The organism is Nonomuraea sp. NPDC049400, assembly GCF_044466425.1.
Lineage (GTDB): Bacteria > Actinomycetota > Actinomycetes > Streptosporangiales > Streptosporangiaceae > Nonomuraea.
Genome location: NZ_JBITMP010000019.1, coordinates 157,812 through 182,011 on the forward strand (window position 1 = coordinate 157,812; position 24,200 = coordinate 182,011).

Here is a 24,200-nt window from a genome sequence, read left to right on the forward strand (position 1 = left end):
TCAGGGCCGGTTGTTCTTGCCGTCCAGCCACAGCGTGTCGGACTCGTCGCGATGGGAACCCGAGCTGCCGACGTGTTTGGTGTCGATCTTCGGCCCTTTCTTGATCACGTGCACCAACGCCATCGCGTGCCCACGTCCAAGGTCGTAGTCCTGCTTCAGCCAGTCGACGATCACTCCGGCTTTCACGGACGGGTCGTCGAAGCCGCGCTCCTTCGCCAGAGCGATGAACTCACGTGGTGTCAGTCCTGTCTTGTCCTCGATGTTGTCGAGGTATGCCTGGAACGACATGCGTTTCTCCATCTTGCGAGGTGACTGAGCAGCAAGCTTGTCTTTTGCAAGCATGGTTTGTCAACTGAAGCATGAGATAAGATTTGCATCATGACGTCTCGTGAGTACGGACAGTTCTGCGGCTTGGCCCGCGCGATGGAGATGGTCGGCGAACGGTGGAGCATGCTGATCGTCCGTAATCTGCTGACCGGGGCTCAGCGCTTCACGGACCTGCGCAAGGGCTTGCCGGGCATCCCGACCAACATCCTGTCGGCCCGCCTCAAGCAGCTCGAAGAGGCAGGACTGGCCACCCGCCGCGCGCTGCCGCATCCCGACCGCGCAGTCGTCTACGAGCTCACCGACTACGGACGCGATCTCGAGCCGGCGCTGGTCGCGCTGGGCCGCTGGGGCGCGCGGACGCTCGACGAGCCTCGCCCCGGCGAGCTCGTCACCGCCGAGTCGGTCGCCATGTCATTCCGTACGACTTACCGGCCGGACGCCGCCCAAGGAGTCACCGTCGGCTACGAGGTCCGCATGGGCGACTTCACGCTCCGCCTGCAGATCGTCGACGGGGGACTCACCGTCGGCATCGGCCCGCACCCCGCCCCCGACCTCGTCATCGAACGACTGACCGGCCACCCCGTCCGCGAGCTGATGAGCGGCAGCAAGACCCCGGACGAGGTGCTCCACGACGGCAGCGTGCGCGTACAAGGCGATCCCGCGCTACTCAGCCGGTTCGCCGAGATGTTCCGCTTCTGATCAACAGAGGGGCCATGAGTCACGCGCTGGTCAGCGTCTCCTCCGGGATGACCTTCGGCACGCCACGCAGCCCGACCAGTGCCACCAGCGCGACGACGGCCAGCAGCCCCGCCGTGACCAGCGAGGTCAGGTGCAGCCCTTCGATGAAGGCCGCCTGCGCCGCCCGCACGAGCCTGCCTGCCTCCTCGGCGGGCAGCGCCTCCGCCGCGCGCATCGCCCCGGCGATCGACTCCCGCGCCCCGGCGATCGACTCCCGCGCCCCGGCTTGCACGACCGTGTCGTCCAGACCGGCCCGGTACGCGGAGTTCAGCACCGTGCCCAGGATCGCGATGCCGAGCGCCCCGCCCAGCTCGAACGCCGTCTCCGACACCGCGGCCGCCGCCCCGGCCCTTTCCCTGGGCGTGGTGGCCAGCACGTTGTCGTTGTTGACGGTGAACGTGAACCCGATGCCGAGGCCGCCGATGAGCATGACGGGCAGCAGCGCGAGGTAGTTCAGCGACGGGCCGAGCGTGGAGTAGTAGAGGAACGCGCCCGCGTTCATGGCCAGGCCGAGCGCGACCACGCCGTTCCTGCCGAGGTGGCGGATCAGCTTCGCGGCCAGGACGCCGCCCACCGCGCCGCTCAGCCCGCCGGGCAGCTGCGCGAGGCCGGCCTGGAGCGGCGTCCAGCCAAGCACGAGCTGCAGGTACCAGCCGAACATCAGCATCATGGCCGACATCGTGAAGATCGCCAGCAGGTTCGTGACGATGGACGCGCTGAACGCCCTCCGCGTGAAGAGCCGCACGTCGATCAGCGGCTCGGGAAGCCGCGCCTGCCGCCACACGAACAGGCCCAGCAGCAGCACCCCGGCCACGCCCGCCGCGAGCACGTCGGCGTGCTCGACTACTACTGTCGCCGGGTCCGCGACGATGCCCTTGTGCGCCGCCTCCTTGACCGCGTAGACGGCCGTCACCACTCCGGCGAACGACAGTGCCACGCTGACCAGGTCGATCCGGCCCGCATGGGGGTTGCGCGACTCGGGCAGCACGAGGATCCCGCCGGCGATCACCAGCAGCATGATCGGCACGTTGATCAGGAAGACCGAGCCCCACCAGAAGTGGTCGAGCAGCAGCCCGCCGACGACCGGCCCCACGGCGAAGCCGGCGGCGCTCATGCCGCTCCAGATGCCGATGGCCGCGGTCCGCTCGCCCGGCTCGGTGAACACGTTCCGGACGATCGACAGGGTGGACGGCATGATCGTCGCCCCGGCCACGCCGAGCAGTGCCCTGGCCGCGATCAGCAGCTCGGCGTTGGGCGCGTACGCGGTCACCAGCGAGGCGGCGCCGAACGCGGCCGCGCCGATCAGCAGCAGGCGCTTGCGGCCGATGCGGTCGCCGAGGTTGCCCATGGTGACGAGCAGGCCGGCGAGCGCGAAGCCGTACATATCGCTGATCCAGAGCAGCTGCGTGGAGTTCGCGCCGAGGTCGGTCACCAGCCGGGGCAGGGCCAGGTGCAGGACCGTGAGGTCGAGCGAGAGCAGCAGGGTCGCCAGGCAGGCGATGGCCAGGCAGGACCATTTGTTGTTCATGCCGCCCACTCTCGTGAGGGCGGCTGACGGCCTGCCTACCGCTCGCTGACCGGCAGGCTGACCTCCGCCAGCGCGGCGGCGATGCGGGCGCGGGTCTCCTCGGCGCTGTACCAGTCGGCCGGGACCTCGTCGCGCGCCTGGGTGAGCAGGGCGCGGGCCTCGTCCTGCTCGCCCTGGAACAGCGCCACCTCGCCCAGGCCGAGGTGCGCCCACGCCAGGTTCTCCATGGAGCCGTTCCGGCGCGCCACCCCGGCCGCGCGTGTGAAGTCGGCCCGCGCTCCCGCCGCGTCGGCCAGGCTGAGCAGGACGTCGCCCCGCCGGCACAGACCCTCGGCGATCTCCGACTTGGCGTCCAGCTCCCTGGCCACCGCGAGCGCCTCGTCGGCCAGCGCGTACGCGGTCGTGAAGTCGCGCTGCTCCTGGTACAGCGCGCACAGCCCGGACAGCACCAGCACGGTGCCCCACCGCTCCCCGATCGCCTTGAACCCGGCCAGGGCCAGCTCGAAGTGTGCCTGCGCCTCATCGAGGCGGCCGACCTGCTGCAGCACGAACCCCGCGCCGCTGTAGGACAGGGCCCGCTGCCAGGGCGGGAGCCGATCGATCTGCTCCAGGAGCAGCGCGAAGATCTCGTCGAAGTCGCCGGGAGGCCCCGTGAACGCCGACAGCAGCATCATCAGGAACTCCACCCGCGACGGCAGGAAGTCCACCGGCAACGATTGCCGCGCCTCCACCAGCTGCGCGCGTAGCCCCTCGTCGATGCCGCCCGCCCAGGCTGTGATGAGCACACACATGATGTACTCCTCATCCATGCCGGGTGGGCGCCGGTTGCCGAGCTCGGCCAGCAGCGCGGCGGCCAGGTTCGCGCTGGTCACGCGGTGACCGCGCATCCACCAGTAGCAGGCGCTGCGGGCCAGCAGCCGCAGCCCCGTCTCCAGCCGGCCCGACTCGGTCGCCCAGCGCACGGCGGCGTTGAGGTCGTCGCCCTCCTCGTCGAGCCGGGCCAGCCACTCCAGCTGCTCGCCGGTGCGCAGCCACGGGTCGGCCGTCGTGACCAGGTCGAGGTAGTAGCCGGCGTGCGCCTCGCAGACCTGCTCGACCTCGCCGGACTCCGCCAGCCGCTCCGCGCAGAACGCCCTGATCGTCTCCAGCATCCGGAAACGGCCGTCCACGAACTCCACCAGCGACTTCTCCGCCAGCGAGAACAGCACCTCCTCCGGCAGCCCGCACACCTGCTCGGCCGCCTCGGGCCGCGCGCCGCCCAGGAAGACGGAGAGCCTCCTGGCCAGCCGCTGCTCGCTCTCGTCGAGCAGGTCCCAGCTCCACGCGACGACCGCGTGCAGCGTCTGGTGCCGGGGCAGCGCCGTACGGCTGCCCCGGGTCAGCAGCCTGAACCGGTCGTCGAGCCGCGCCGCCACGTCGGACACCGACAGGGTACGCAGCCGCGCCGCGGCCAGCTCGATGGCCAGCGGCAGCCCGTCGAGCGCCCGGCAGATGCGGACGACCTGGGCGGCGTTGCCCGCCTCCACGGCGAACCCCGGCAGGACGGCGGCGGCGCGGTCGGCGAACAGCCGGACCGCCGGGTAGTCCAACGGGTTGCCCGGCTCCGGCGGCGGCAGCCGCAGCGGCGCCACGGGCAGGATCGACTCGCCGGTGATGCCGAGCGCCTCGCGCCCGGTCACCAGCACGCGCAGCCCGGGGCAGGAGGCCAGCAGCGCGTCCGCCAGCTCGGCGGTGGCCGCGACGAGATGCTCGCAGTTGTCCAGGACCAGCAGGAGCCTGCGGTCGGCCAGTGCGGTGACCAGCCTCGTCACCGGGTCGACGGCGGGCCGCTCGGGGCCGTACATGAGGGTGTCGCGGATGTCGAGCGCGGCCAGCACGGCCCTCGGCACGTCGCCGCCGTCGGAGACGGGCGCGAGCGGCACGAAGCACACGTCGCCGGTGGCCCGCTCCGCCGCCTCGGTCGCGAGCCGGGTCTTGCCTGCGCCGCCGGGGCCGATCAGCGTGACCAGCCGGTTGGCCCGCAGCCTGGCGCGCACCTGCTCGATCTCCTCGTCCCTGCCCACGAAGCTGGTGAGCTGGGCGCGCAGTCCTCCCCGCTGCCTGGGCGCGGGGGGCGTGGGGGCGCCGAGCGCCGGGTCGGCCCTCAGCACGGCAAGGTGGGCGGCGGCCAGCTCGGCTCCGGGTTCTACGCCCAGCTCCTCGTCCAGGGTCTTCCTGGCCTCGTCGTAGACGGTCAGCGCCTCAGCCTGGCGTCCGCTGCCGTAGAGCGCGCGCATGAGCTGGGCCCGCAGCCGCTCGCGCAGCGGGTGTGCGGCCGTGAGCTGGCGCAGCTCGGCGACCAGCTCGCGGTGCCCGCCCAGGTCGAGGTCCGCCTGCACGCGGTCCTCGGTGGCGGCCAGCCGTAACTCCTCCAGCGCCGTCGCGGCGGACCCGGCGTGCGGGGCGTCGGCGAGCGGCGCACCCCGCCACAGGTCGAGCGCCTCCCGCAGCAGCGTGGCCGCCCGGCCAGGGTCGCCGCCGGCGAGTGCCTGCCTGCCCGCCTGCGCGAGCAGCTCGAACCTGCGCGCGTCGACCTCCTGAGGGTCGGCCACCAGCCGGTATCCGGCCGGGTGGAACTCCACCAGGTCCTTGCCCAGCGCCCTGCGCAGCCTGGACACCTGCGACTGCAGCGCGTTGGCCACGCCCTCCGGGGGCCTGGGGCCGTACATGCCGGCCACGAGCTGCTCGCCGCCGACGATGCGGCCGGCGTGCAGGGCGAGCAGGGTCAGCAGCGCCCGCACCCGGGGACCGCCGAGCGTGACCGGCTCGCCGTCCTCGCCCAGCACGGTCGTGGGCCCGAGGATCTGAAAGCGCATGCCTCGATTATCGTGGCCGCGGCAGCAGGGCGGAGATCTCCGCGTACGTCGGCATCGGAGGTGCCTGCTTCCCCTGGGCGGCGAGCGCTGTCGCGACCGCCTCGCCGAGCGCGGCCCGGTACAGGAGCGACCCGGTGCTCACCCTGGCCACGCCGACCTCGGCGAGCTGGGCGAGGGTGGGGCCGCCTGGCTGGTGGAGGACGTTGAGCGGCAGCGGCGTGGCGGCTGCCACCTCGGCGATCTCCTTCAGGTCCGTCAGCCCCGGCACGAAGATCCCGTCGGCGTGCCCGTAGGCGGCCACCCTCTCCAGGGTGTCGTCACCGGTCTTCAGCCAGTACGTGTCCGTGCGGGCGTTGACGAACACCCCGTGTCCCTTGGCCGCCTCGATGATCCGCTGGTGCAGCTCGATCGGGCGCAGGGTGCCGTCGGGACGGCCGTCCTCCAGGTTGACGCCGACGGCGCCGAGCGCGGCCAGGCTCGCGACCAGGTCGGACACCTCGGCGGGGTCGTCGCTGAACCCGCCCTCGATGTCCACGGTGACCATGACGCCCAGGTCCTTGACGGCTTCGACCAGCTCGATCGTCTCCGCCTTGGTCACGCCCGCCCCGTCCGGCCTGCCGTACGCGGCGGCCACGCCGAGGCTGGTCGTGCCGATCGCCGGGAAGCCGTGCGCGGCCAGGACGGCGGCGGAGCCGTAGTCCCAGGCGTTCGGCAGCAGCAGCGGATCTCCTGGGCGGTGCAGGTCGTGGAAGTTCATGAGCGGCTCCCGTGGAGCAGGGCTTCGAGCACGCCCGCGGCCAGCGCGAGCGCGTGGGCGGGCGCGGGGCAGGGGCGCGCGCCGTGACCGAAGGTCAGATGGGGTGTACGGCCGCGCGAGGGGTCGAATCTGATGGGATCGGCGAACACGTCCGGGTCGCGGTTGGCCGACACCAGGTCGATCGTCACCTCGCCGCCGGTCCGCGTGTCGAGCCTGCGGGTGGCCTTGAGCGGCGGGTCCTGCCTGAGCGTCTCGTGCAGCAGGGCTTCGACGTCGTCGCCGGGTTCGGCATGCCTGAGCGTGTGCTCGATGAGCGCCTCCGTGGCGGCGTGCCCCTGCAGCAGAAGCGTGATCTCGGGGATGCCGGCCAGCTCGAGCAGCTCGGCGACGGCGGCGTCGGCCTCCGGGCTCTCCTCGCCGGACAGGTATCCGGTCGCGGCGGCCGCCACCGCGCTCGTGTCCTTGACGCCCAGCGCGGCGCCGAGCACGGCCGTGGGCACGCCCCGCCAGTCCCCGTCCCGTTCCAGTGTCATGGCTCTGGCCGCCGGTCTCAGCTCGGCCGGGTCAACCGCGGCCAGCCGCTCGACCAGCAGGTGGCGCCGCCCGGAGTGCGTCTCGCCGGTGCTGAAGCGCGACACCTGGGCGCGGAGCCAGGCCAGCGTGCCCTCCGCGGCGTCCTGGCGTACGGGAGGCGGCACATATCTCGGGTCGGCGAGCACCGCTTCGGCGTCTGCGTGGCGTGTGATGAGCATGGTTCCACGCTAGAACGGGGTAATTTCGTCGCCGGTCGAAGGATGCGGGCATCAGGCCGCCAGCCGCTCGGAGCGCTCGGAGCGCTGGGGCTCGGCCGGGGCGGCCGGGGTCTGGACGGCGGGCCGCCTTCCGGCGGACGCCAGAGCCATGGCCGTAAGCAGCGCCATCTCGGCCAGCACCACGCCCCGCTCCAGCAGCCCGTAGTAGGCCGAGCCGCCGATCAGCGCCGAGGTGATGGAGGCGGGGTGTGCCGCCAGATAGACGGCCAGCGTGGCCGCGGAGGTCACGCTCATGGCCCGGACCGCGTTCCATCGGGGCGCCGCGGCCCGGCCCCTGGCCAGGGCCCAGCCGGCGACCGGCAGCGAGGTGAACACGACGGCCGCCGACCACCGGTGGATCTCGCCGGTGATCGAGCCGACCGTCGAGGGGTCCGTGGGGAAGATCGCGCTCATCATCAGCCCCGCCGCCCCGGCCAGCAGCAGCACCCTGGTGGCCGCCGTGCGCACCGGGTCACCGGCCGCGAGGCCGTACGCGAGGGACAGGCATGCCCCCGCCAGCGCGAGCATCCCGATCAGCACGGGCACGAGCCCGCCGGAGACCAGCGCGTAGTCGCTGAGTAACGTCTGCGTGGGCAGGGCGACCTGCGCGTACGTCAGCGCGCCCGCGGAGACCGCCGTGCCGGCGATGGCGCCCACAGCGCTCTGGCGTGGGATCATCGAGTCACCTCATCGTAGATTTGCTCGAACCGGGCGAGCGACGACTGATGGTCGTGGGTGAGGGCCAGCTCCCTGCTGGCCTTGCCGAATCTGGCCCGCAGGCCGTCGTCCGCGAGGATGGCCGTCAGGTGCCTGGCGAGCGCGACCACGTCGCCCGGCTGGAACAGGTAGCCGTTGTCGTCCACCAGGTGCGGCAGCGCCATGGCGTCGGCGGCCACCACGGGCAGGCCCGAGGCCATGGCCTCAAGCGTGGCGATGCTCTGCAGCTCGGCGATGCCCGGCATGGCGAACACGTCGGCGGCGGCGAACGCCTGAGGCATGATCTCGTCGGGCACGAACCCCAGGAAGAACACCCGCTCGCTCACACCGATGCGCTTGGCCAGCCTCTCCAGCTCCGCCCGCTGGTTGCCCTTGCCGACGAGCGCCACCTGCGCGTCGGTCTCGTTCAGCACGAGCGGCAGTGCGCGTACGAGCTCGTCCAGGCGCTTCTCCTCGTCCAGCCGGCCGACGAACAGGACGGTGGGCCGGTCGGGCAGGTCGAACAGCTTGCGCGCCCATGCCTTGGGCTCGGCGCGCGGGTAGAACCTGGCCAGGTCGATCCCGCAGGAGACCGCCTCCACCTCGCGGGTGAAGCCCTGGTCGGCCAGCAGCTTGGCGGCCAGCGGCGTCGGGGTGGTGACGTGGTCGGCCCGGTTGAAGATCCGGCTGAAGTCGCGCCAGGCCAGCCGGCCGGCCTTGGCCCGCAGCCGGTCGGGGATGTGGCAGAACTGGAAGAGGTTGTCGGGCATGAAGTGGTTGGTGGCCACGACGGGCACCCCGGCACGGCGGGCGGCGGCCATGGCCGCCCTGCCGACCACGAAGTGGCCCTGGGTGTGCAGGACGTCGGGCTGGATGCCCGCGATCAGCCGGTCCAGCCTGGTCGGCACGGTGAAACGCATGGTGGGGTGGACGACGATCGGGGCGGAGCGCAGCCGGTGCACGATCACGCCGTCCACCACGTCGGCGGTGGGCGGGCCCGCGTCCGACTGGCAGACCACGTGCACCTCGTTGCCGCGCGCGGCCAGGCCGGTGGCCAGGCGGTGGGTGAAGTAGGCGGCGCCGTTCACGTCGGGTGGGTAGGTGTCGGTCGAGATCAGGACGCGGCGGGGACGCTCGGGTGCGGGGGCGGTCTCGGGGAGCGAGCGCAGGGGCATGGCCATGTGAGTGACACTCCGTTTTCACACAGGGGCGGGGGAATTGTTGTGGGCTTCCAGCGGGCTGGTCCGGGCCAGCGCGATGGTGCCGGCCGCGGTGAGGGCCGCGGCGGCGACCGGCGCGATCCCGGTCGGCAGTGGCTCGCCGAGCAGCAGCGCGCCGAACGCCACCGCCGTCAGGGGATCGGCGATCTGGAGAGAGGCGAACGAGACGCCGAAGTGCCCGACGGCGTAGGCCCGCTGGAGCATCATCAGCGCCAGCAGGGCGGGCACCGGCAGCGCGAGCAGGTACCACCAGTTCCAGGCGCCGTCCACCAGCACGCGCACGAGGGTGGCCGTGGCGCCGTACAGCACGCCCGAGCTGGTGGCCAGCAGCGCGGCCCGGCCCGCGGGCGAGACCGCCTTCGAGCCGGCCCACAGCAGGACCGCCGCGACGCCGGCCACGCCGAGCAGCGTGAGCACCCCGTTCGGGCTGAGGTAGGTGGGACCGTCGGATGCGGGGACGAGCAGCACGAGCCCGACCAGCCCGGACGCCACCACACCCGCCGCCGCCAGCTCCTTGCGTGCGGGCTTGCGGCCGTGCAGCGTGGCGGCGATGGGCAGGGCGAACAGCAGGCTGGCCACCCCCATCGGCTGGACGATGGTCAGCGGGCCGAGGCCGAGCGCGACGATGTGCAGGCCGCCACCCGCCAGAATGGAGGCGCCGCCGAGCACCCAGCGCGGCCGGCGCAGCAGCGTCAGCAGCCCCGGCTTGGCCGACTCGACTGCTTCGAACTGCTGGAGTGCGGCTCCGAGCGCGAAGAACAGCGAACCGACCAAGGCGATCGCCGCGGCCAGCACAGTCATGCGCACTCCTTTCAGACGGATGGTTGCCAGGCAGGGTCAAACGGACGTGTCCGCAGGAAGACGTTCCGGGGAAGGCTGGATGGCGCGTCGCTTCCTGAGCCATCTCACGACCTCGACGACCGCGGTGATGGACACCGCGATGCCGAGGCCGAGGAGCAGGCCCTTGATCGGGTCGTTCTCGAACGCCATCCCGCCGAAGAAGCCGATCAGCCCGGAGTACACCGCCCACGAGCCGGCCGCGATCGCGTCGAAGAACGTGAACGAGCGCAGCGGATGCCGCACGGCGCCCATGGTCAGCGTGGTCGCGGTGCGCCCGCCGGGGATGTACCTGGCCACGACCAGGACGAGACCGCCCCGCTCGGCCAGCGCGCCGCGCGCCCAGACGAACGCCTTCTTTCCCCGCAGCCTGCCCGCCGACTTGTTGCCGATCAGGTAGGAGGTGTGGTCACCCGCGAACGCGCCCAGCGCCGCGACCAGGATGACCAGCCCCAGGTTCGTCTCGCCCGACGCGGCGAACACCCCCGCCGTGATCACCGAGGTCTCGGCGGGCACGATGGGGAAGAACCCGTCGAGCAGCGCCAGGACGAACAGCGCGGCGTATAACCACGGCGATGACATCACCTGCTGGACCAGGTCGAGAATGGCGTGCGACATGAGCGTGTACTCCGATCGTCAGGGCACCCACACAGCGTGTCTGCGTGGGACGGTCCGGGACATCGGGGATGCCCCGGGTCGAACGCGGACCCATCCCTTATGCAGTTCAGGGCCGGTACCCCATGAAGGTAGAAACTCCGCAGGTCACGGCACATCGGACGATCGGCACGCAGTACCCCCGACTTTCGTCAGGGGTCCGGTTCCGACCTCCGGTTGACACCATCGATCAAACCTGTTTCCGCAGGCGGAAACAGGAGTGGAGGTAGGCGCTTTCGAGGTGGTGCTAGCCCCACCGCGACAGGGGACGACGCCCTACCCTGACTTTCGTCAGGGTCGCCTGCCGACTTTCGGCCGTGACCCCCGCGTCCGTGAGGCGGATAACGTCGGTGCCGTGAGACGTCTTCGCCGGGAGAGCCGCCGTCAGGTGGTCTACGACCTGCTGCTCTGGGCCGTGCTCGGCATCTTCGTCGCGGCCATGGGTCCCGACCCGGTCAAGGACCCGGCCGCCTTCGGCATGGTGACCGTGCCCAGGATCGGCCTCGCCGCCGTGGCGGTGCTGGTCGGCCGCCGCTGGCCGCTGGCCGCGCTGGTGCTGCTGCTGCCGCTCGGGCCGTGGCGGTTCAGCGAGGGGTTCGCGACCGTGGACCTGAGCTGGCTGCTGCCCAGGCGCAACGTGAAGATCCTCCCGCTGCTGGCCACCTCGCCGTTCATCATGTGGTACGCCTACCTCACCGGACGGCGCCTGGCCGCGATCCGGCCGGCACTGGTCGCCTTCTGCCTGATCTCGGTCGTCGGCGTGGGCGTGGTGCTCGTCCAGGGCGGCGACCTCGCCCTGTGGGTGTCCATGGTGACGGGGCTGCTGGGCACGTACGTGGTGCCGTACCTGCTGGGGCTGCTCAGGCGGAAGCTGCTGCAGCAGCGCACGCAGGCCAGGCTGTCCGCCGAGGCTCAGGCGAGGCTGCGCGAGCGGGCCAGGATCGCGCGGGACATGCACGACTCGCTCGGCCACGACCTGGCCCTGATCGCGGTCAGGGCCGCGGGGCTCGAGCTGGCCCACGGGCTGGACCAGGCGCACGTCAAGGCGGCGGGGGAGCTGCGGCTGGCGGCGGCGGACGCCACGGAGCGGCTGCGCCAGATCATCGGGCTGCTGCGCGAGGACTCCGACGCGGCGCCGCTGTCACCCGCGGACGAGGACGTGGCCGAGGTCGTGCGGCGGGCCAGGGACTCCGGCATGCCGATCGCCCTGGATCTGGTGGCCGGTCCGGTGCCCGCCCTGGCGCACGCGGTGGTGCAGGAGGGGCTGACGAACGCGGCCAAGCACGCGCCGGGGGCGGCCGTCACCGTGCGGGTCGCGCCGGACCGCGTCACCGTGCGCAACGACCGGCCGCGGGCCCGGCCGACCGCGCTGCCGGGCGGGCTGGGGCTGGCGGGCCTGCGCGAGCGTGTACGGCTCGCGGGCGGCACGCTGACCGCCGGGCCGGTCGGGGACGGTTTCGAGCTGGACGTGACCATCCCCCGGACGGGGGATGAGGATCCCCGCGGCTCGGGAGGGAACCGGCGGCCCGGCGCGCGACGCTCGGAGCATGAATGAACAGAGAGCGGGCATAGGGCGCGTCACCGCCGCGATCGTCGCGGTCGCCGCGATGCTGCCGTACCTCACGTTGAAGCTGCTCTGGCTGACGGGCAGCTCGATCGGGGTCACCGATCCCGACCTGATGAGGGACTCGTCGATGGTCGGGCTCAACGCGATGACGTTCGGCATGGACGCCGTCGGAATGGTGCTGGCGCTGGCGTTCACCATGAGGTGGGGGCTGCGGCTGCCCGCCTGGCTCGTGCTGCTGCCGCTGTGGGTGGGCACCGGCCTGCTGTCGGTGATGGTCGTCACGGCGCCGATCATGGTGATGCTCGACGGGCTGTCGGCGTTCCAGGGCGGGAGCATCGAACCGTGGGTCTACATGATGGTCTACGGCGGGTTCATCGGGCAGGGCGTCGGGCTCATGACCGCCTTCTGGCTCTACTCGCGCGACCGGTGGCCGCACGCCTTCACCACCCGGGTGGGCCACCCCTTCGCCAGCCCCACCCGGTCGTTCCAGACGGTCGTGGCCTGGGGCGCGCTGCTGGTGACCCTGCCGATCGGCGCGGTCAGGCTCTCCGGGGGCTTTTTCCTGGAAGGCTTCAAGGGACTGCTGGGCATCGCCGGGGCTGTCGCGCTCATCCTGGCGGTCAGGCGGCGCGGGGGCGGCCCGTTCTGGCGGCCGCTGGTGGTGGCCTGGCTGGGCTCCGGCTCCCTGTTCGGCTGGGGGCTCTACCCGATGATCGTCATGTCGGTCGGCGGGCCGCTCGCCGGCGGGGCGTCCGCGTCGAACCTGGTGGAGCTGTTCGCCATGCTGACCGGGCTGGTCATGGGGATGTGCGGGGCGTTCCTGCTCGCCGAGCGATCACGTATGGGCGACGTGCAGCCGGTGCAGGACGCGCTTGAAGGCGAAGATCGAGAACGCGATCGCCAGACCGCTGATCACGGCCACCGCTGACGTCCTCATCACCATGAACGCGCCGAGCGAGCCCGCCAGCGACTCGTGGACCGCGAGGGCGATGCTCAACGTCGAGTTCATCAGCAGCACGAAGGCCCACAGCAGCGTGATCCTGGCGAAGAACCTGCGTACCCGCTCGTGCTTGAGCACCGCCGACGGCAGGTGGATGTAGTCGAGCGTGAGCTTCTGCACGAGCGGCTTGTTGAGCCGGACCGAGGCGAGGAACGCCATGCTGATGCAGATCGTGCCCATCTCCGGCTGGATGAAGAACCACATCCACGTGCCCGTCCAGAACGACACGAGGGCGCGGATCGTGATCACGAACGCGGCCAGGAACATGGTCGCGGGCACCTTGACCCGCCTGATCAGCCGCCACGCCACTCCGAGGTAGACCCAGGCGACGGTGGCGACGAGCGCCCCCGTGAATCCGAGGACCATCATGGCCAGGTAGAACACCACCAGCGGCGCCACGACGCCTTCGAGCAGCTTCGGAGCCGCCTGCCGGGCAAGTGCGGTGAGGCGTGGGAGGGTGACTGGGGGATGGTTCAAGGCTGCTCCGCAGATAGGCCGACGATCAGCGTCTACCCGGGCTTCGGGGGACAAGGCTTTCCAGATGGACCGCTCGCTGTAACCAGAACGGCATCACCCGGGTCCCGGGAAGCACGCCGGTGGCTTACCGTACCTGAGGCGAGGTGGTGCGACTGCCTCTTTTGACGCGTTCCATCTGGGTTCCACGAAAACAGCAGGGCCTTTCGGCCGGCTTTCAGCCGAGTGACGTGGTGGCGAGCTTCGCGCCGAATCCGAGGAACAGGGCGCCGACGCCCGAGGTCAGACCGGCGCTGAGCTTCCTGTGCCGGCGGAACTGGCTGGCCAGGAAGGTGCCGCCGAAGATCAGCGCCGTCAGGTAGAGGAAGCTGAACACCTGGATGACCGCGCCCAGGATCAGGAACGACAGCGCGGGCGCGGTGTACGACGGGTCCACGAACTGGATGAAGAACGAGACGAAGAAGAGGATGGCCTTGGGGTTCAGCAGGCTAATCATCAGGGCCTTGCGGAACGGGCGCGCCTGGCGCTCCATCTTGACCTGCGGCTTCTCCTCGGTCGACCTCCTGGACCGCCAGGCGCCCCTGATCATCTGGAAGCCGAGCCACGCCAGGTAGCCGGCGCCCGCGTACTTGACGATCGTGAAGAGCAGCGGGTTGGAGCGGAGCAGGGAGGCGGCGCCGGCGGCGGCCAGGAACATCAGCACGGTGTCGCCGAGGAAGACGCCCGCCGCGGCCCGGTAGCCCTGGCGGACGCCGTTCTGGGCGGCGAAGCTGAGGACGTACAGGGAGTTCGGGCCGGGGAGAAGAATGATCAGGAACGCGCCGATGACGTAGGCCCAGAAGTCCGTGATACCGAAGAACATGCTGCTTGCTCCAGGGGAAGGCTTAACCGCACATCACGATATCTCGCCCGTCGCGGTCCATATCCCGCCGTACACCTGCTTGTAGCCGAGCGCCCGGTACGTGGCGTCCACCAGGGCCTGGCCGCGCGGGTTGACGCCGAGACCGATGCCCTGCTTGTTCATGGTGTAGCCGAACGCCAGCCGCGCCGCCGGGTCGCAGAAGCCGATCGAGCCGCCCATGCCCGCGTGGCCGAAGGCGGTCGCCGACAGCAGCGCGCCCTCGCTGTCGGCGGGCGGCAGGTGCCGGTTGTCCGCCGCCTTCATGAAGCCGAGGGCGAAGCGCGTCGGCACGCCAAGCACCGCGTCGGTGCCCGCCGTGACGGTGAGCGACATGTGCGCGAGGTGCTCCCGGGTGACGAGCTCGCCGCCGCCCAGCGACAGCGGCCGGTACATGCCGGCCAGCCCCCGGGCGTTGGTGATCGCCCCGATGGCGCCGTACTCGGCCGCGTGCGCGGCCCGGCTGTCCGATTCGCCGGGCATCATGTAGCCGCCCTCGTTCGACAGCAGCAGCGCGGGGATCGAGCCGGGGTCGGTGAACGCCTTGACGTAGAAGGAGGGCGGCGTCTCCGGCGGGTCGGCGGGAATCGTGGGCGCGACCCTGTCCTGCTGCTCCTCCGGCAGTCCCAGCCAGAACTCCAGGCCGAGCGGCTCGGCGATCTCCTCGCGGAAGAACGTGCCGAGCGAGCGCCCGCTCACCCGCCGCACGACCTCCCCGACCAGGTAGCCGAACGTCAGCGCGTGGTACCCGTGCCTGGTCCCCGGCTCCCAGAATGGCGCCTCGCCCGCGAGCCTGCCGGCCATCAGCTTCCAGTCGTAGAACGCGCCCGGCGGCAGCTTCTCGCGCAGCGCGGGCAGACCTGCCTGGTGGGCGAGCAGGTGCCGGACGAGCGTCCCGCCCTTGCCGGCGGCGGCGTACTCGGGCCAGTAGCGCGCGACCGGCGCGTCGAGGTCGAGCTCGCCGCGCGAGGCCAGCACGTGGGCGCAGAGCGCGGTCGCGCCCTTGGTGCACGACCAGACGTGCCCGATGGTGCCGCTCTGCCACGGGACGCCGGGCGCCGCCTGCCCGCCCCACAGGTCGACGACGACCTCGCCGTCGACGATCACGTACACCGACGCGCCCACCTCGCCGCGCGCGGCGAGGTTGTTCTCGAACTCCTCCGCGACCTGGGAGAAGCGGGGATCACAAGTGCCCTGCACGCTCATTTCCCGAATCCATCACGAACGGCAGTTCCTGTCACCACCCTGCCGCGAATTCAAGCTTTACCTGCAATCCCTATTTGTTTAGCATGGAATACGGAGCGGGCTCGCTGTCGCGCTGTGGCTGGCGGCGCTGCTGTCCTGCGGGTCCGCCGCTCGAGATGGGCGCGGTCCGCGCGGCTAGGGGTGGCCGCGTGGACCGCGCCCTTTGACTGTCCCCGTCAAATTTGGGTCTTGTCCTCGGGTTGACGTCCGATCTACGCTCCTCAGTTAGTAAGGTTTCCTAATGAACGCGTGAGGAGCTCACCCCCCATGCATCGATCCGTGCGGCTGGCCGCCATCGCCGCGATCGTCGCCGCCTCCTTACAAGCCGCTCCAGCCCAGGCCGCGACCACGTACGAGGCCGAGAACGCCACGATCTCCCAGGGCGTGGCCGAGTCGAACCACGCCGGCTACAGCGGCACAGGTTTCGTCAACTACGACAACACCACGGGCTCGTACGTCGAGTTCGCCGTCGACGCCGCCACCGCCGGTCCCGCCACGCTCACCTTCAGGTACGCCAACGGCACCACCACGAATCGTCCGATGGCTGTCGCCGTGAACGGCACCACGACCACCCGGGACTTCCCCGGCACCGGCGCCTGGACCACCTGGCAGGAGGCCACTCTCACCACCACGCTCAACGCCGGGACGAACACCGTCCGGGCGACCGCCACCACCGCCAACGGCGGCCCCAACCTCGACCGCCTCGTCGTCGGAGCTCCTTCCGCGGGCACGCCGGTCCAGGCCAACGGGCAGCTGAAGGTGTGCGGGGTCAAGCTCTGCAACGCGCAGGGCAAGCAGATCCAGCTGCGCGGCATGAGCAGCCACGGCCTGCAGTGGTACTACCAGTGCCTCAACACCGCCTCGCTGGACGCGCTGGCCAACGACTGGAAGGCCGACGTCCTGCGCATCTCCATGTACATCCAGGAGGACGGCTACGAGACCAACCCCCGGCTGTTCACCGACCGGGTGCACAACCTGATCGAGCAGGCCACCGCGCGCGGCATGTACGCCATCGTCGACTGGCACATGCTCAGCCCCGGTGACCCCAACTACAACCTGTCACGGGCCAAGACGTTCTTCACCGAGATCGCCCAGCGGCACAACGGCAAGAACAACCTGCTCTACGAGATCGCCAACGAGCCCAACGGCGTCTCCTGGTCCACGGTGCGCAGCTACGCCAACCAGCTCATCCCCGTGATCAGGCAGTACGACCCCGAGACCCCGATCCTGGTCGGCACCCGCGCGTGGTCGTCGCTGGGCGTATCCGACGGCGCCAGCGAGACCGAGATCATCAACAACCCGGTCAACGCCGACAACATCATGTACACGTTCCACTTCTACGCCGCCTCCCACGGCAGCGAGTACCTCGACACGCTGTCCAGGGCGGCCGACCGGCTCCCGATCTTCGTCACGGAGTTCGGCACCCAGACGGCCTCCGGGGACGGGTCGAACAACTTCACCAGGTCGCAGCAGTACCTCGACCTGATGGCGCAGAAGAAGATCAGCTGGGTGAACTGGAACTTCTCTGACGACTTCCGCTCGGGGGCCGTCTTCACCGAGGGCACCTGCCCGAACGGGCCCTTCGCCGGCACTTCCCGGCTCAAGCCGGCCGGCGTCTGGATCCGCGACCGCGTCCGCACCCCTGACGACTTCTGACCCTCCGCGTCGGATCTGACGTCCGCGACCCAGCCAGGGGCAGCCGCCGCCCCTGGCTGACCGCTTTCCGGCCCGCGCAAGGCCCGTGCCGGGGGCCGGGAGAGGCACGGCAGGATGTGACATGTGCGGATATCCATCCTTGGGCCGTTGGAGGTCGAGGGCGACGGGGGACCGGTCGCGGTCGGCGGGTTCAGGTTGCGGGCGCTGCTCGCCATCCTGGCGCTGGAAGCCGGCCGGACCGTCACGGCCGAGCGGCTGATCGACGCCCTGTGGCCGGACGAGCCGCCCGCCAACGCGGCCAACGCCCTCCAGACGCTGGTCAAGCGGCTGCGGGTGGCGCTGCGTCCGTACGAGGTGGTGGAGAGCAGGCCGGGCGGCTACGCGCTCACCGTGGACCCAGGCGACGTGGACGCTCTGCGGTTCAGACGGACGGCCAGGAACGGGGGAGGACTGGAGCTCTGGCGGGGCCCCGCGCTGGCGGACCTCACCTCGGTGCCGCTCCTGGCGAACGCGGCCGCCGCCCTGGAGCAGGACCGCCTCGCCGCAGTGGAGGCCCAGGCCGAGGCGCGGCTGGCGGCCGGCACGCCCGTCGACCTGACCGCCGAGGTCGCCGCGCACCCGCTGCGCGAGCGGCTGGCCGCCCTGGCCATGCGGGCGCTCGCCGCCGAGGGACGGCAGGCCGAGGCGCTGGAGCTGTTCGAGCGCACCCGCGGCACGCTCGCCGACGAGCTCGGCGTCGATCCCGGGCCGGAGCTGCGTGCCGCCCACCTGGCGGTGGTCTCGGGAGAGGTACGCCCGCCGGCCCCGCAGGTCCGCGTCCGGCCGAGAGGCAACGTACGGGCGCCGCGGACCAGCTTCATCGGGCGCGAGGCCGAGCTGGACCAGCTCGCCGCCCTGCTCGGCCAGGCCAGGATCGTCACGCTGGTCGGCCCCGGCGGCGCGGGCAAGACCAGGCTGGCCACCGAGGTGGCGCTGCGATCCGCCGAAGCGGCCTGGATGGTCGAGCTGGCCCCGGTCAGCGACCTGAACGAGGTCCTTGGCACTGTGCTCGACGCACTGGAGCTGCGCGACGACCGGCCGCCGTACCGCATGCCCGCGGACGGGACCGACCCGGTGGCGCAGGTGGCCGAGGCCGTCGCGGGCCGGCCCGCGCTGCTCGTCCTGGACAACTGCGAGCACCTCATCGACGCGGCGGCCGAGGTGGCCGAGCGGCTGCTCACCGAATGCCCGGACCTGAGGGTGCTGGCCACGAGCAGGGAGCCGCTCAACCTGCCGGGCGAGCACCTGGCGCCCATCCCGCCGCTCGCGCCGCCGCCCGTCGGCGCGAGCCCTGGACAGGCGGAAACGTATCCGTCGGTCCGGCTGCTGCTGGACCGGGCCGGCGCGGCCCGGCCCGGGTTCGCGATCGACGACGACAACGTGGCCGCCGTGGTGGCGCTCTGCCGCAGGCTGGACGGCATGCCGCTGGCCATCGAGCTGGCCGCGGCGCGCCTGCGCACCATGACGCCGCAGCAGCTCGCCGACCGCATCGGCGACCGGTTCAAGCTGCTCACCGGCGGCAGCAGGACCGCGCTGCCGCGCCAGCAGACGCTCAGAGCGGTGGTGGAGTGGAGCTGGGACCTGCTGGGCGAGGAGGAGCGGGTGCTGGCCAGGAGGCTTGGCGTGTTCGCGGGCGGGGCGACGCTGGAGGCGGTCGAGGAGGTCTGCGGCGGAGCGGCGGACGTGCTGGGCGCGCTGGCCGACAAGTCACTGGTCCAGGTCTCGCCCGAGGGCCGCTACTCGATGCTGGAGACCATCCGCGCCTACGCGCTCGAACGGCTGGCGGAGGCGGGAGAGGTCGGCGAGTACCGGGGGCGGCACGCGGCGTACCTGCTGGACCTGGCCGAACGGGCGGTGCCGCAGCTGCGGACGGGCGCGCAGACGGCCTGGATCGAGCGCCTGTCGCCCGAGCGCGACGACTTCGCCGCCGCGCTGCGCTGGCTGATCGACGAGCGGGACGTCGAGCCGGCGCTGCGGCTGTGCGGGGCGCTGAACTGGTACTGGTGGATGTGCGGCTACCGGCAGGAGAGCGCGGCCTGGGCCACGCAGGTGATCGAGCTGGCGGGCGAGGAGCCGCCTGCCGGGCTGGCCGCGGCGTACACGGCCTGCATGTTCGCGTACGGCGTGAACCTGTTCAGCACGATCATCAACGATCGGCCCGCCATGCTCGCGCTCTCGCACCGGATGGACCGGCTGATCGGCACGGCCGAGCGGGAGGGGCCGCTGCACCCGATGCTGAAGATCGGCAAGGCCGTCATGGCCGCCGCCGCGGGCCGCGACGAGCACGCCGCCGAGCTGCTCGAGTCGTACGTCCAGAGCGACGACCTCTGGCTGTCCAGCGCCGCTCTCATGATCGGCGGCTCCGCGCGTAGTGAGGAGAGCCTGGAACGGGCGGTGGCCGGGTTCAGGAAACTCGGCGACCGGTGGGGGCTGAGCGAGGCGCTGCTCGGCCTCGCCGAGCTGCGGGCGGCCAGGGGAGCGCCGACCGACGACCTCATAGCCGAGACGTGGTCGCTGACCAGGGCGTGGGTGGGAGCCGACGAGGCGATCTCCACGCTGGTCAGGGTGGCGGAGCTGCGCCAGCGCGGCGGCGACCTCGACGGCGCCGGCGCGGACCTGGCCAGGGCCAGGGCGAGCGTGGACAGGGAGACGGCGCCGCACACGCGGCTGCTGCTCGGGCTGGCCGAGGCCGCGCACGCCTGCCAGCGCGGCGATCTGGACCGGGGACTGGAGCTCTATCGCGGGCTGTTCGACCTGCTCGCGCAGTCCCCGCCGGTGCCCCAGCTCATCGCCTCGGTCATGACGGCCTACGGCCGGGCGCTGGCGCGCAACGGCGACGTGGAGGCGGCCTTGGAGCAGCACCGCCGGGCACTGGAAGCACTGGGGAACACCAGCCCGGACCGGCCGGTGCTGTCGCTGGTGCTGGCCGGGTTCGCGCTGGCCGCGCAGGCCGCGGGCGGTCAGGAGCGGGCGGCCGTGCTCTTCGGGGCGTCGTCGGCGGTGGAGCCGCACAACACCTCGCCGGAGACCCTGGAGGGCCTGCGAACGGCCAGGGCCGCGCTCGGTGACGAGCACTTCGAGGAGTGCTTCGCCAAGGGCGCGGCCATGTCAAGAGAAGAGGTCTACGGGACGGTGGGCAGCACGACGTAGGACGTCGCGGGTGGTCATGGTCTCGGTGGTCTCGATCATCGGACTCTCCTGTTGTAGGCGCGAAGGGCAAGGGGGAGGAAGAGGGCGAGCAGCGCGGCGGTCCAGCCGAACGTGATCCACACGTCCGACATGTGCAGGCCGCCGGTCAGCAGCCCGCGCAGGGCGCCGGCCAGGTGGGAGACGGGGTTGACGCTCATCCACCAGGTCAGCCAGCCGGGCATGTCGGTGGCGGGCACGAAGGCGCTGCTGCCGAACGTGAGGGGCAACAGGACGGCCGTCGAGATGCCCTGCATCGACGTGACGGACTTGGCCACCAGGCCGATCCAGGCCGAGCCCCAGCTCAACGCCATGGCCAGCAGCAGCACCAGGCCGAGCCCCGCCAGCGTGCTGAGCGGGTCCGTCGTGACGCGGAAGCCGACGGCGTATCCCACGAGCATGGACATCGCGATCGTGATCAGCAGCGTGAGCAGGTCCGCCATGATGCGTCCCGCCAGCGGCGCCGACCTGGCGATCGGCATGGTCCTGAACCTGTCGAACACGCCGTTGCCGATGTCGGTGGCCAGGTTCATGCCCGTGGTGATCGTCGACATCAGCGCCACCTGGACGAGCACGCCGGGCAGCATGTACGCCACCGCGCCCGCACGGTCGCCGCCGGCCGCGCCGCCGAACAGGTACACGAAGATGACGATCATGAACACGGGCTGGAACAGCATGCCCAGGAGCTGGCCCGGACTGTTCTTGAGGGGAATCAGGCTGCGCCAGGCCAGCGTCAGCCCTTGGGAAATCGCGGTGGTCATCGGTGCTCTCCGGTCAGGGTGAGGAAGACGTCGTCCAGTGAGGGCAGGCGCAGGGCGTGCTCGGCGAGCACGATGCCCGCGTCGTCGAGCGCCCTCAGCACGGCGGGCGGCTCGGCCAGGTCGTGCACGGGGATGCTCACCACGCCGTCCACGGCCTTAGTGCCGAGGATCGTCTCGGCCTTCTCCAGGTCGGCGGCGCGCAGCGGCTTGACGTCGAGCCGGTGCCCGCCCGCCAGCGCCTTCAGCTCGTCGGGCGTCCCGGCGGCGGCGACCCGGCCCCGGTCGATGACCAGCAGGTGGTCGGCGAGCTGGTCGGCCTCCTCCAGGTACTGCGTGGTCAGCAGCACGGTCACGCCGTCGGCGGTCAGCTCCCTGACCACGTCCCACAGCCCGCCGCGGGCATGGGGGTCGAGCCCCGTGGTCGGCTCGTCGAGGAACAGGATGCGCGGGCGGCTCACCAGGCTGACCGCCAGGTCGAGGCGGCGGCGCATGCCGCCCGAGTAGCCGCCCGCCGCGCGGCCGGCCGCCTCCTCCAGGCCGAAGCGGGCCAGCAGCTCCGCCGCCCTGGCCCTGGCCGCCGGCCTGGACAGGCCGAGCAGGCGGCCCATCAGCAGCAGGTTCTGGGTGCCGGTCAGCTTCTCGTCGACGGAGGCGTACTGGCCGGTCAGGCCGATCAGCTCGCGTACCTTTCCGGCCTGGCGGGTCACGTCGTACCCGCCGACCAGGGCGCGCCCCGCGTCGGGGGCGGTCAGGGTGGCGAGGATGCGGACCGCGGTCGTCTTGCCCGCGCCGTTCGGGCCGAGGACGCCGAGCACGGCGCCCGTCCTGGCCCTCAGGTCGACGCCGTCGAGCGCCGCATTGTCGCCGTATCTCTTGACGAGCCCTTCGGCTTCGATCGCGTACATCATGTCCCCGACGGTGTCCTGGCCCGCTGGCATCCATCTGGCAAAGACCTGTCAGGGAGATGGTGCATGTCCGTAAATTTGGGCCTTTCCTGGGTGAGGCCGGGTCTTCAGTCTCGGGGTCAGGCGCCGGATACGACCCGATCCCGAGCGCCCGAGGAGGACAGGTGAGACACCGATTAGTCATCCTGCTGGCAGCCCTCAGCCTGATCAGCCTGACCGGCATGACCGGGGCGGGCGCCGCCGCGGAGCCCCCGGCCAACAAGCAGTACCGCGTCCAGGGCCCCGCGAACGCGCAGCAGCGCAGCGCCGTCGCGGCCACCGGCGCGGCCATCGAGGAGGTGGCCAAGGACTCGGTCCTGGTCACGGCGACGGAAGCCGAGATCTCCGCCATCAGGCGGCTCGGCTACCGGGTGGCGGAGGTGCCGCGCCCGACATCCCCGTCCGGCGTCGGGGCGCTTGACTTCCCGCCGGCGGACTCCGGCTACCACAACTTCGCGGAGATGACCGCGGACATCAACGCCCTGGTCGCGGCGCACCCGAACATCGTCAGCCAGACCACGTACGGCACCTCGTACGAGGGCAGGGCGCTGCGCCTGATCAAGATCAGCGACAACGTGGGCACCGACGAGAACGAGCCCGAGGTGCTCTTCACCGCCCACCAGCACGCCCGCGAGCACCTGACGGTCGAGATGGCGCTGTACATCATGCACCTGCTCGCCGACAACTACGGCACGGACTCCAGGATCACCAACCTGGTGAACACCAGGGAGATCTGGATCATGCCGGACCTCAACCCGGACGGCGGCGAGTACGACATCGCCACCGGCTCCTACCGCTCCTGGCGCAAGAACCGGCAGCCGAACTCCGGCTCGTCGGCAGTCGGCACCGACATGAACCGCAACTGGGCCTACAACTGGGGCTGCTGCGGCGGCTCGTCGGGCTCGACGTCCAGCGAGACGTACCGGGGCACGAGCGCCGAGTCGGCGCCCGAGGTCAAGGCGGCGGCCAACTGGGTGCGCAGCCGGGTCGTCGGCGGCGTGCAGCAACTCAAGGCGCACATCGACTGGCACACCTACAGCGAGCTGATCCTCTGGCCTTACGGGTACACCTTCAACGACACCGCCCCCGGGCTGACCCAGGACGACCGGGACGCGCACGCGACGCTCGGCCAGAACATGGCCTCCACCAACGGCTACACGCCCGAGCAGGCCAGCGACCTCTACATCACCGACGGGACCATCGACGACTGGATGTGGGGCGTCTACAAGATCTTCAGCTTCACGTTCGAGATGTACCCGACGGGCGCGAGTCCCGGCTTCTACCCGCCTGACGAGCAGATCGTGCCCCAGACCACCCGCAACAGGGAGGCCGTGCTCCGCTTCCTCGAATACTCGGACTGCGTCTACCGGATCATCGGCAAGGAGGCCCAGTACTGCGGCACCGGCACACCGCCGGTGACCGTCTACTCCGACACGTTCGAGACGGCGACGGGCTGGACCGTCAACCCGTCGGGCACCGACACCGCCACCCTCGGCCAGTGGGAGCGCGGTGACCCCGAGGCCACCACCTCGTCGGGCGCCAAGCAGCTGGGCACGACGGTCAGCGGCACGAACGACCTGGTGACCGGCCGACTGGCAGGCACTTCCGCCGGCGCGTACGACATCGACGGCGGCGTCACCTCGATCCAGTCGCCCCCGATCACGCTGCCGTCCACAGGGGCGCTGAACCTGTCGTTGTCGTGGTACCTGGCGCACGGTTCGAACGCCTCCAGCGCCGACTACCTCCGTGTGCGCGTGGTCGGCAACACGACCGCCACGGTCCTGAACCAGGCCGGCGCGGCCTCGAACCGCAACGGCGCCTGGGCCACCGCGACCGCGAGCCTGAACGCGTTCGCGGGCCAGACGGTGCGCATCCTCATCGACGCCGCCGACGCCTCAGGGGCCTCCCTGGTGGAGGCGGGCGTGGACGACGTCAGGATCACCCAGCAACCGTAGACCGCACCGCCGCTCCGCCGTACAAGATCGTGTGTCTTGTACGGCGGAGTCGTGTTTGGGTCTTGTAAGCCT

At 71.3% G+C, this 24,200-nt stretch carries 20 protein-coding genes; 6 read left to right on the top strand and 14 right to left on the bottom strand.

Features of this window, described 5'->3' with window-relative positions; genetic code table 11:
* Entirely contained in the window at window positions 1-288 is a 288-nt protein-coding gene (locus tag ACIBVN_RS29055; protein WP_397141712.1) for a DUF4287 domain-containing protein, read from the bottom strand.
* 90 nt (window positions 289-378) lie between these two features.
* On the opposite strand from ACIBVN_RS29055, the gene ACIBVN_RS29060 reads away from it, so the two are divergent.
* Complete coding sequence (locus ACIBVN_RS29060; protein WP_397141634.1) at window positions 379-1,026, top strand: winged helix-turn-helix transcriptional regulator; 648 nt, start codon at window positions 379-381, stop codon at window positions 1,024-1,026.
* Window positions 1,027-1,045: 19 nt separating this feature from the next.
* On the opposite strand, the gene ACIBVN_RS29065 is transcribed toward ACIBVN_RS29060, so the two are convergent.
* From ACIBVN_RS29065 to ACIBVN_RS29100, 8 genes are read right to left on the bottom strand one after another with little or no spacing between them, the layout of a single operon-like run.
* Window positions 1,046-2,593 carry an MFS transporter gene (locus ACIBVN_RS29065; RefSeq protein WP_397141636.1) on the bottom strand — a complete coding sequence of 516 codons (1,548 nt, stop codon included), beginning with the start codon at window positions 2,591-2,593 and terminating at the stop codon, window positions 1,046-1,048.
* Between the two features lie 35 nt (window positions 2,594-2,628).
* Window positions 2,629-5,448, bottom strand: a complete 2,820-nt coding sequence (locus ACIBVN_RS29070; protein ID WP_397141638.1) for a BTAD domain-containing putative transcriptional regulator — start codon at window positions 5,446-5,448, stop codon at window positions 2,629-2,631.
* Between the two features lie 7 nt (window positions 5,449-5,455).
* Window positions 5,456-6,205, bottom strand: coding sequence for an isocitrate lyase/phosphoenolpyruvate mutase family protein (locus ACIBVN_RS29075; RefSeq protein ID WP_397141640.1), 750 nt, complete (start codon window positions 6,203-6,205; stop codon window positions 5,456-5,458).
* On the bottom strand, window positions 6,202-6,957 hold the full coding sequence (locus tag ACIBVN_RS29080; RefSeq protein ID WP_397141642.1) for a cytochrome P450: 756 nt from the start codon (window positions 6,955-6,957) through the stop codon (window positions 6,202-6,204). Before ACIBVN_RS29080 ends, ACIBVN_RS29075 begins: the two co-directional genes overlap by 4 nt.
* Window positions 6,958-7,008: 51 nt before the next feature.
* Window positions 7,009-7,674 (bottom strand): DUF998 domain-containing protein, encoded by a 666-nt coding sequence (locus ACIBVN_RS29085; RefSeq protein ID WP_397141644.1) that lies wholly within the window; start codon window positions 7,672-7,674, stop codon window positions 7,009-7,011.
* Window positions 7,671-8,873: a glycosyltransferase gene (locus tag ACIBVN_RS29090; RefSeq protein WP_397141646.1), complete on the bottom strand. Its 1,203-nt coding sequence runs from the start codon at window positions 8,871-8,873 to the stop codon at window positions 7,671-7,673. Before ACIBVN_RS29090 ends, ACIBVN_RS29085 begins: the two co-directional genes overlap by 4 nt.
* Before the next feature lie 18 nt (window positions 8,874-8,891).
* Window positions 8,892-9,713 carry a DMT family transporter gene (locus ACIBVN_RS29095; protein WP_397141648.1) on the bottom strand — a complete coding sequence of 274 codons (822 nt, stop codon included), beginning with the start codon at window positions 9,711-9,713 and terminating at the stop codon, window positions 8,892-8,894.
* A gap of 36 nt (window positions 9,714-9,749) precedes the next feature.
* On the bottom strand, window positions 9,750-10,367 hold the full coding sequence (locus tag ACIBVN_RS29100) for a DedA family protein (protein ID WP_397141650.1): 618 nt from the start codon (window positions 10,365-10,367) through the stop codon (window positions 9,750-9,752).
* 391 nt (window positions 10,368-10,758) lie between these two features.
* Here ACIBVN_RS29100 and ACIBVN_RS29105 point away from each other — a divergent pair, with 391 nt between their 5' ends.
* Window positions 10,759-11,958: a sensor histidine kinase gene (locus ACIBVN_RS29105; RefSeq protein WP_397141652.1), complete on the top strand. Its 1,200-nt coding sequence runs from the start codon at window positions 10,759-10,761 to the stop codon at window positions 11,956-11,958.
* A complete protein-coding gene (locus tag ACIBVN_RS29110; RefSeq protein WP_397141654.1) occupies window positions 11,951-12,898 on the top strand; it encodes a hypothetical protein in 948 nt (315 codons plus the stop codon). The genes ACIBVN_RS29105 and ACIBVN_RS29110 overlap by 8 nt, the downstream gene beginning before the upstream one ends.
* On the opposite strand, the gene ACIBVN_RS29115 is transcribed toward ACIBVN_RS29110, so the two are convergent.
* The 3 genes from ACIBVN_RS29115 to ACIBVN_RS29125 form a co-directional block, all read right to left on the bottom strand.
* Window positions 12,806-13,447: a VC0807 family protein gene (locus tag ACIBVN_RS29115; protein WP_397141656.1), complete on the bottom strand. Its 642-nt coding sequence runs from the start codon at window positions 13,445-13,447 to the stop codon at window positions 12,806-12,808. The genes ACIBVN_RS29110 and ACIBVN_RS29115 overlap by 93 nt on opposite strands.
* A gap of 214 nt (window positions 13,448-13,661) precedes the next feature.
* Window positions 13,662-14,306: a leucine efflux protein LeuE gene (gene leuE, locus ACIBVN_RS29120; protein ID WP_397141658.1), complete on the bottom strand. Its 645-nt coding sequence runs from the start codon at window positions 14,304-14,306 to the stop codon at window positions 13,662-13,664.
* Window positions 14,307-14,339: 33 nt separating this feature from the next.
* A complete protein-coding gene (locus ACIBVN_RS29125; RefSeq protein ID WP_397141660.1) occupies window positions 14,340-15,548 on the bottom strand; it encodes a serine hydrolase domain-containing protein in 1,209 nt (402 codons plus the stop codon).
* Between the two features lie 306 nt (window positions 15,549-15,854).
* On the opposite strand from ACIBVN_RS29125, the gene ACIBVN_RS29130 reads away from it, so the two are divergent.
* Window positions 15,855-17,243 (top strand): cellulase family glycosylhydrolase, encoded by a 1,389-nt coding sequence (locus ACIBVN_RS29130; RefSeq protein WP_397141662.1) that lies wholly within the window; start codon window positions 15,855-15,857, stop codon window positions 17,241-17,243.
* A gap of 123 nt (window positions 17,244-17,366) precedes the next feature.
* Entirely contained in the window at window positions 17,367-20,432 is a 3,066-nt protein-coding gene (locus tag ACIBVN_RS29135) for a BTAD domain-containing putative transcriptional regulator (protein WP_397141664.1), read from the top strand.
* A 35-nt stretch (window positions 20,433-20,467) separates the two neighbouring features.
* On the opposite strand, the gene ACIBVN_RS29140 is transcribed toward ACIBVN_RS29135, so the two are convergent.
* Together ACIBVN_RS29140 and ACIBVN_RS29145 are read right to left on the bottom strand one after the other, a co-directional pair.
* Window positions 20,468-21,229, bottom strand: coding sequence for an ABC transporter permease (locus ACIBVN_RS29140; RefSeq protein WP_397141666.1), 762 nt, complete (start codon window positions 21,227-21,229; stop codon window positions 20,468-20,470).
* Complete coding sequence (locus tag ACIBVN_RS29145) at window positions 21,226-22,137, bottom strand: ATP-binding cassette domain-containing protein (protein WP_397141668.1); 912 nt, start codon at window positions 22,135-22,137, stop codon at window positions 21,226-21,228. The genes ACIBVN_RS29140 and ACIBVN_RS29145 overlap by 4 nt, the downstream gene beginning before the upstream one ends.
* A gap of 161 nt (window positions 22,138-22,298) precedes the next feature.
* Here ACIBVN_RS29145 and ACIBVN_RS29150 point away from each other — a divergent pair, with 161 nt between their 5' ends.
* Window positions 22,299-24,128: a M14 family zinc carboxypeptidase gene (locus tag ACIBVN_RS29150; RefSeq protein ID WP_397141670.1), complete on the top strand. Its 1,830-nt coding sequence runs from the start codon at window positions 22,299-22,301 to the stop codon at window positions 24,126-24,128.
* Window positions 24,129-24,200: the final 72 nt, after the last annotated feature.

What these genes read in the sequence shown, in the direction of transcription:
- ACIBVN_RS29110 (WP_397141654.1), top strand. Translation starts at nt 11,951, where the DNA reads ATGAATGAACAGAGAGCGGGCATAGGGCGCGTCACCGCCGCGATCGTC.
- ACIBVN_RS29060 (WP_397141634.1), top strand. Translation starts at nt 379, where the DNA reads ATGACGTCTCGTGAGTACGGACAGTTCTGCGGCTTGGCCCGCGCGATG.
- ACIBVN_RS29095 (WP_397141648.1), bottom strand. Translation starts at nt 9,713, where the DNA reads ATGACTGTGCTGGCCGCGGCGATCGCCTTGGTCGGTTCGCTGTTCTTC.
- leuE (WP_397141658.1), bottom strand. Translation starts at nt 14,306, where the DNA reads ATGTTCTTCGGTATCACGGACTTCTGGGCCTACGTCATCGGCGCGTTC.
- ACIBVN_RS29055 (WP_397141712.1), bottom strand. Translation starts at nt 288, where the DNA reads ATGTCGTTCCAGGCATACCTCGACAACATCGAGGACAAGACAGGACTG.
- ACIBVN_RS29070 (WP_397141638.1), bottom strand. Translation starts at nt 5,448, where the DNA reads ATGCGCTTTCAGATCCTCGGGCCCACGACCGTGCTGGGCGAGGACGGC.
- ACIBVN_RS29125 (WP_397141660.1), bottom strand. Translation starts at nt 15,548, where the DNA reads ATGAGCGTGCAGGGCACTTGTGATCCCCGCTTCTCCCAGGTCGCGGAG.
- ACIBVN_RS29080 (WP_397141642.1), bottom strand. Translation starts at nt 6,957, where the DNA reads ATGCTCATCACACGCCACGCAGACGCCGAAGCGGTGCTCGCCGACCCG.
- ACIBVN_RS29140 (WP_397141666.1), bottom strand. Translation starts at nt 21,229, where the DNA reads ATGACCACCGCGATTTCCCAAGGGCTGACGCTGGCCTGGCGCAGCCTG.
- ACIBVN_RS29090 (WP_397141646.1), bottom strand. Translation starts at nt 8,873, where the DNA reads ATGGCCATGCCCCTGCGCTCGCTCCCCGAGACCGCCCCCGCACCCGAG.
- ACIBVN_RS29145 (WP_397141668.1), bottom strand. Translation starts at nt 22,137, where the DNA reads ATGATGTACGCGATCGAAGCCGAAGGGCTCGTCAAGAGATACGGCGAC.
- ACIBVN_RS29100 (WP_397141650.1), bottom strand. Translation starts at nt 10,367, where the DNA reads ATGTCGCACGCCATTCTCGACCTGGTCCAGCAGGTGATGTCATCGCCG.
- ACIBVN_RS29065 (WP_397141636.1), bottom strand. Translation starts at nt 2,593, where the DNA reads ATGAACAACAAATGGTCCTGCCTGGCCATCGCCTGCCTGGCGACCCTG.
- ACIBVN_RS29085 (WP_397141644.1), bottom strand. Translation starts at nt 7,674, where the DNA reads ATGATCCCACGCCAGAGCGCTGTGGGCGCCATCGCCGGCACGGCGGTC.
- ACIBVN_RS29075 (WP_397141640.1), bottom strand. Translation starts at nt 6,205, where the DNA reads ATGAACTTCCACGACCTGCACCGCCCAGGAGATCCGCTGCTGCTGCCG.
- ACIBVN_RS29130 (WP_397141662.1), top strand. Translation starts at nt 15,855, where the DNA reads ATGCATCGATCCGTGCGGCTGGCCGCCATCGCCGCGATCGTCGCCGCC.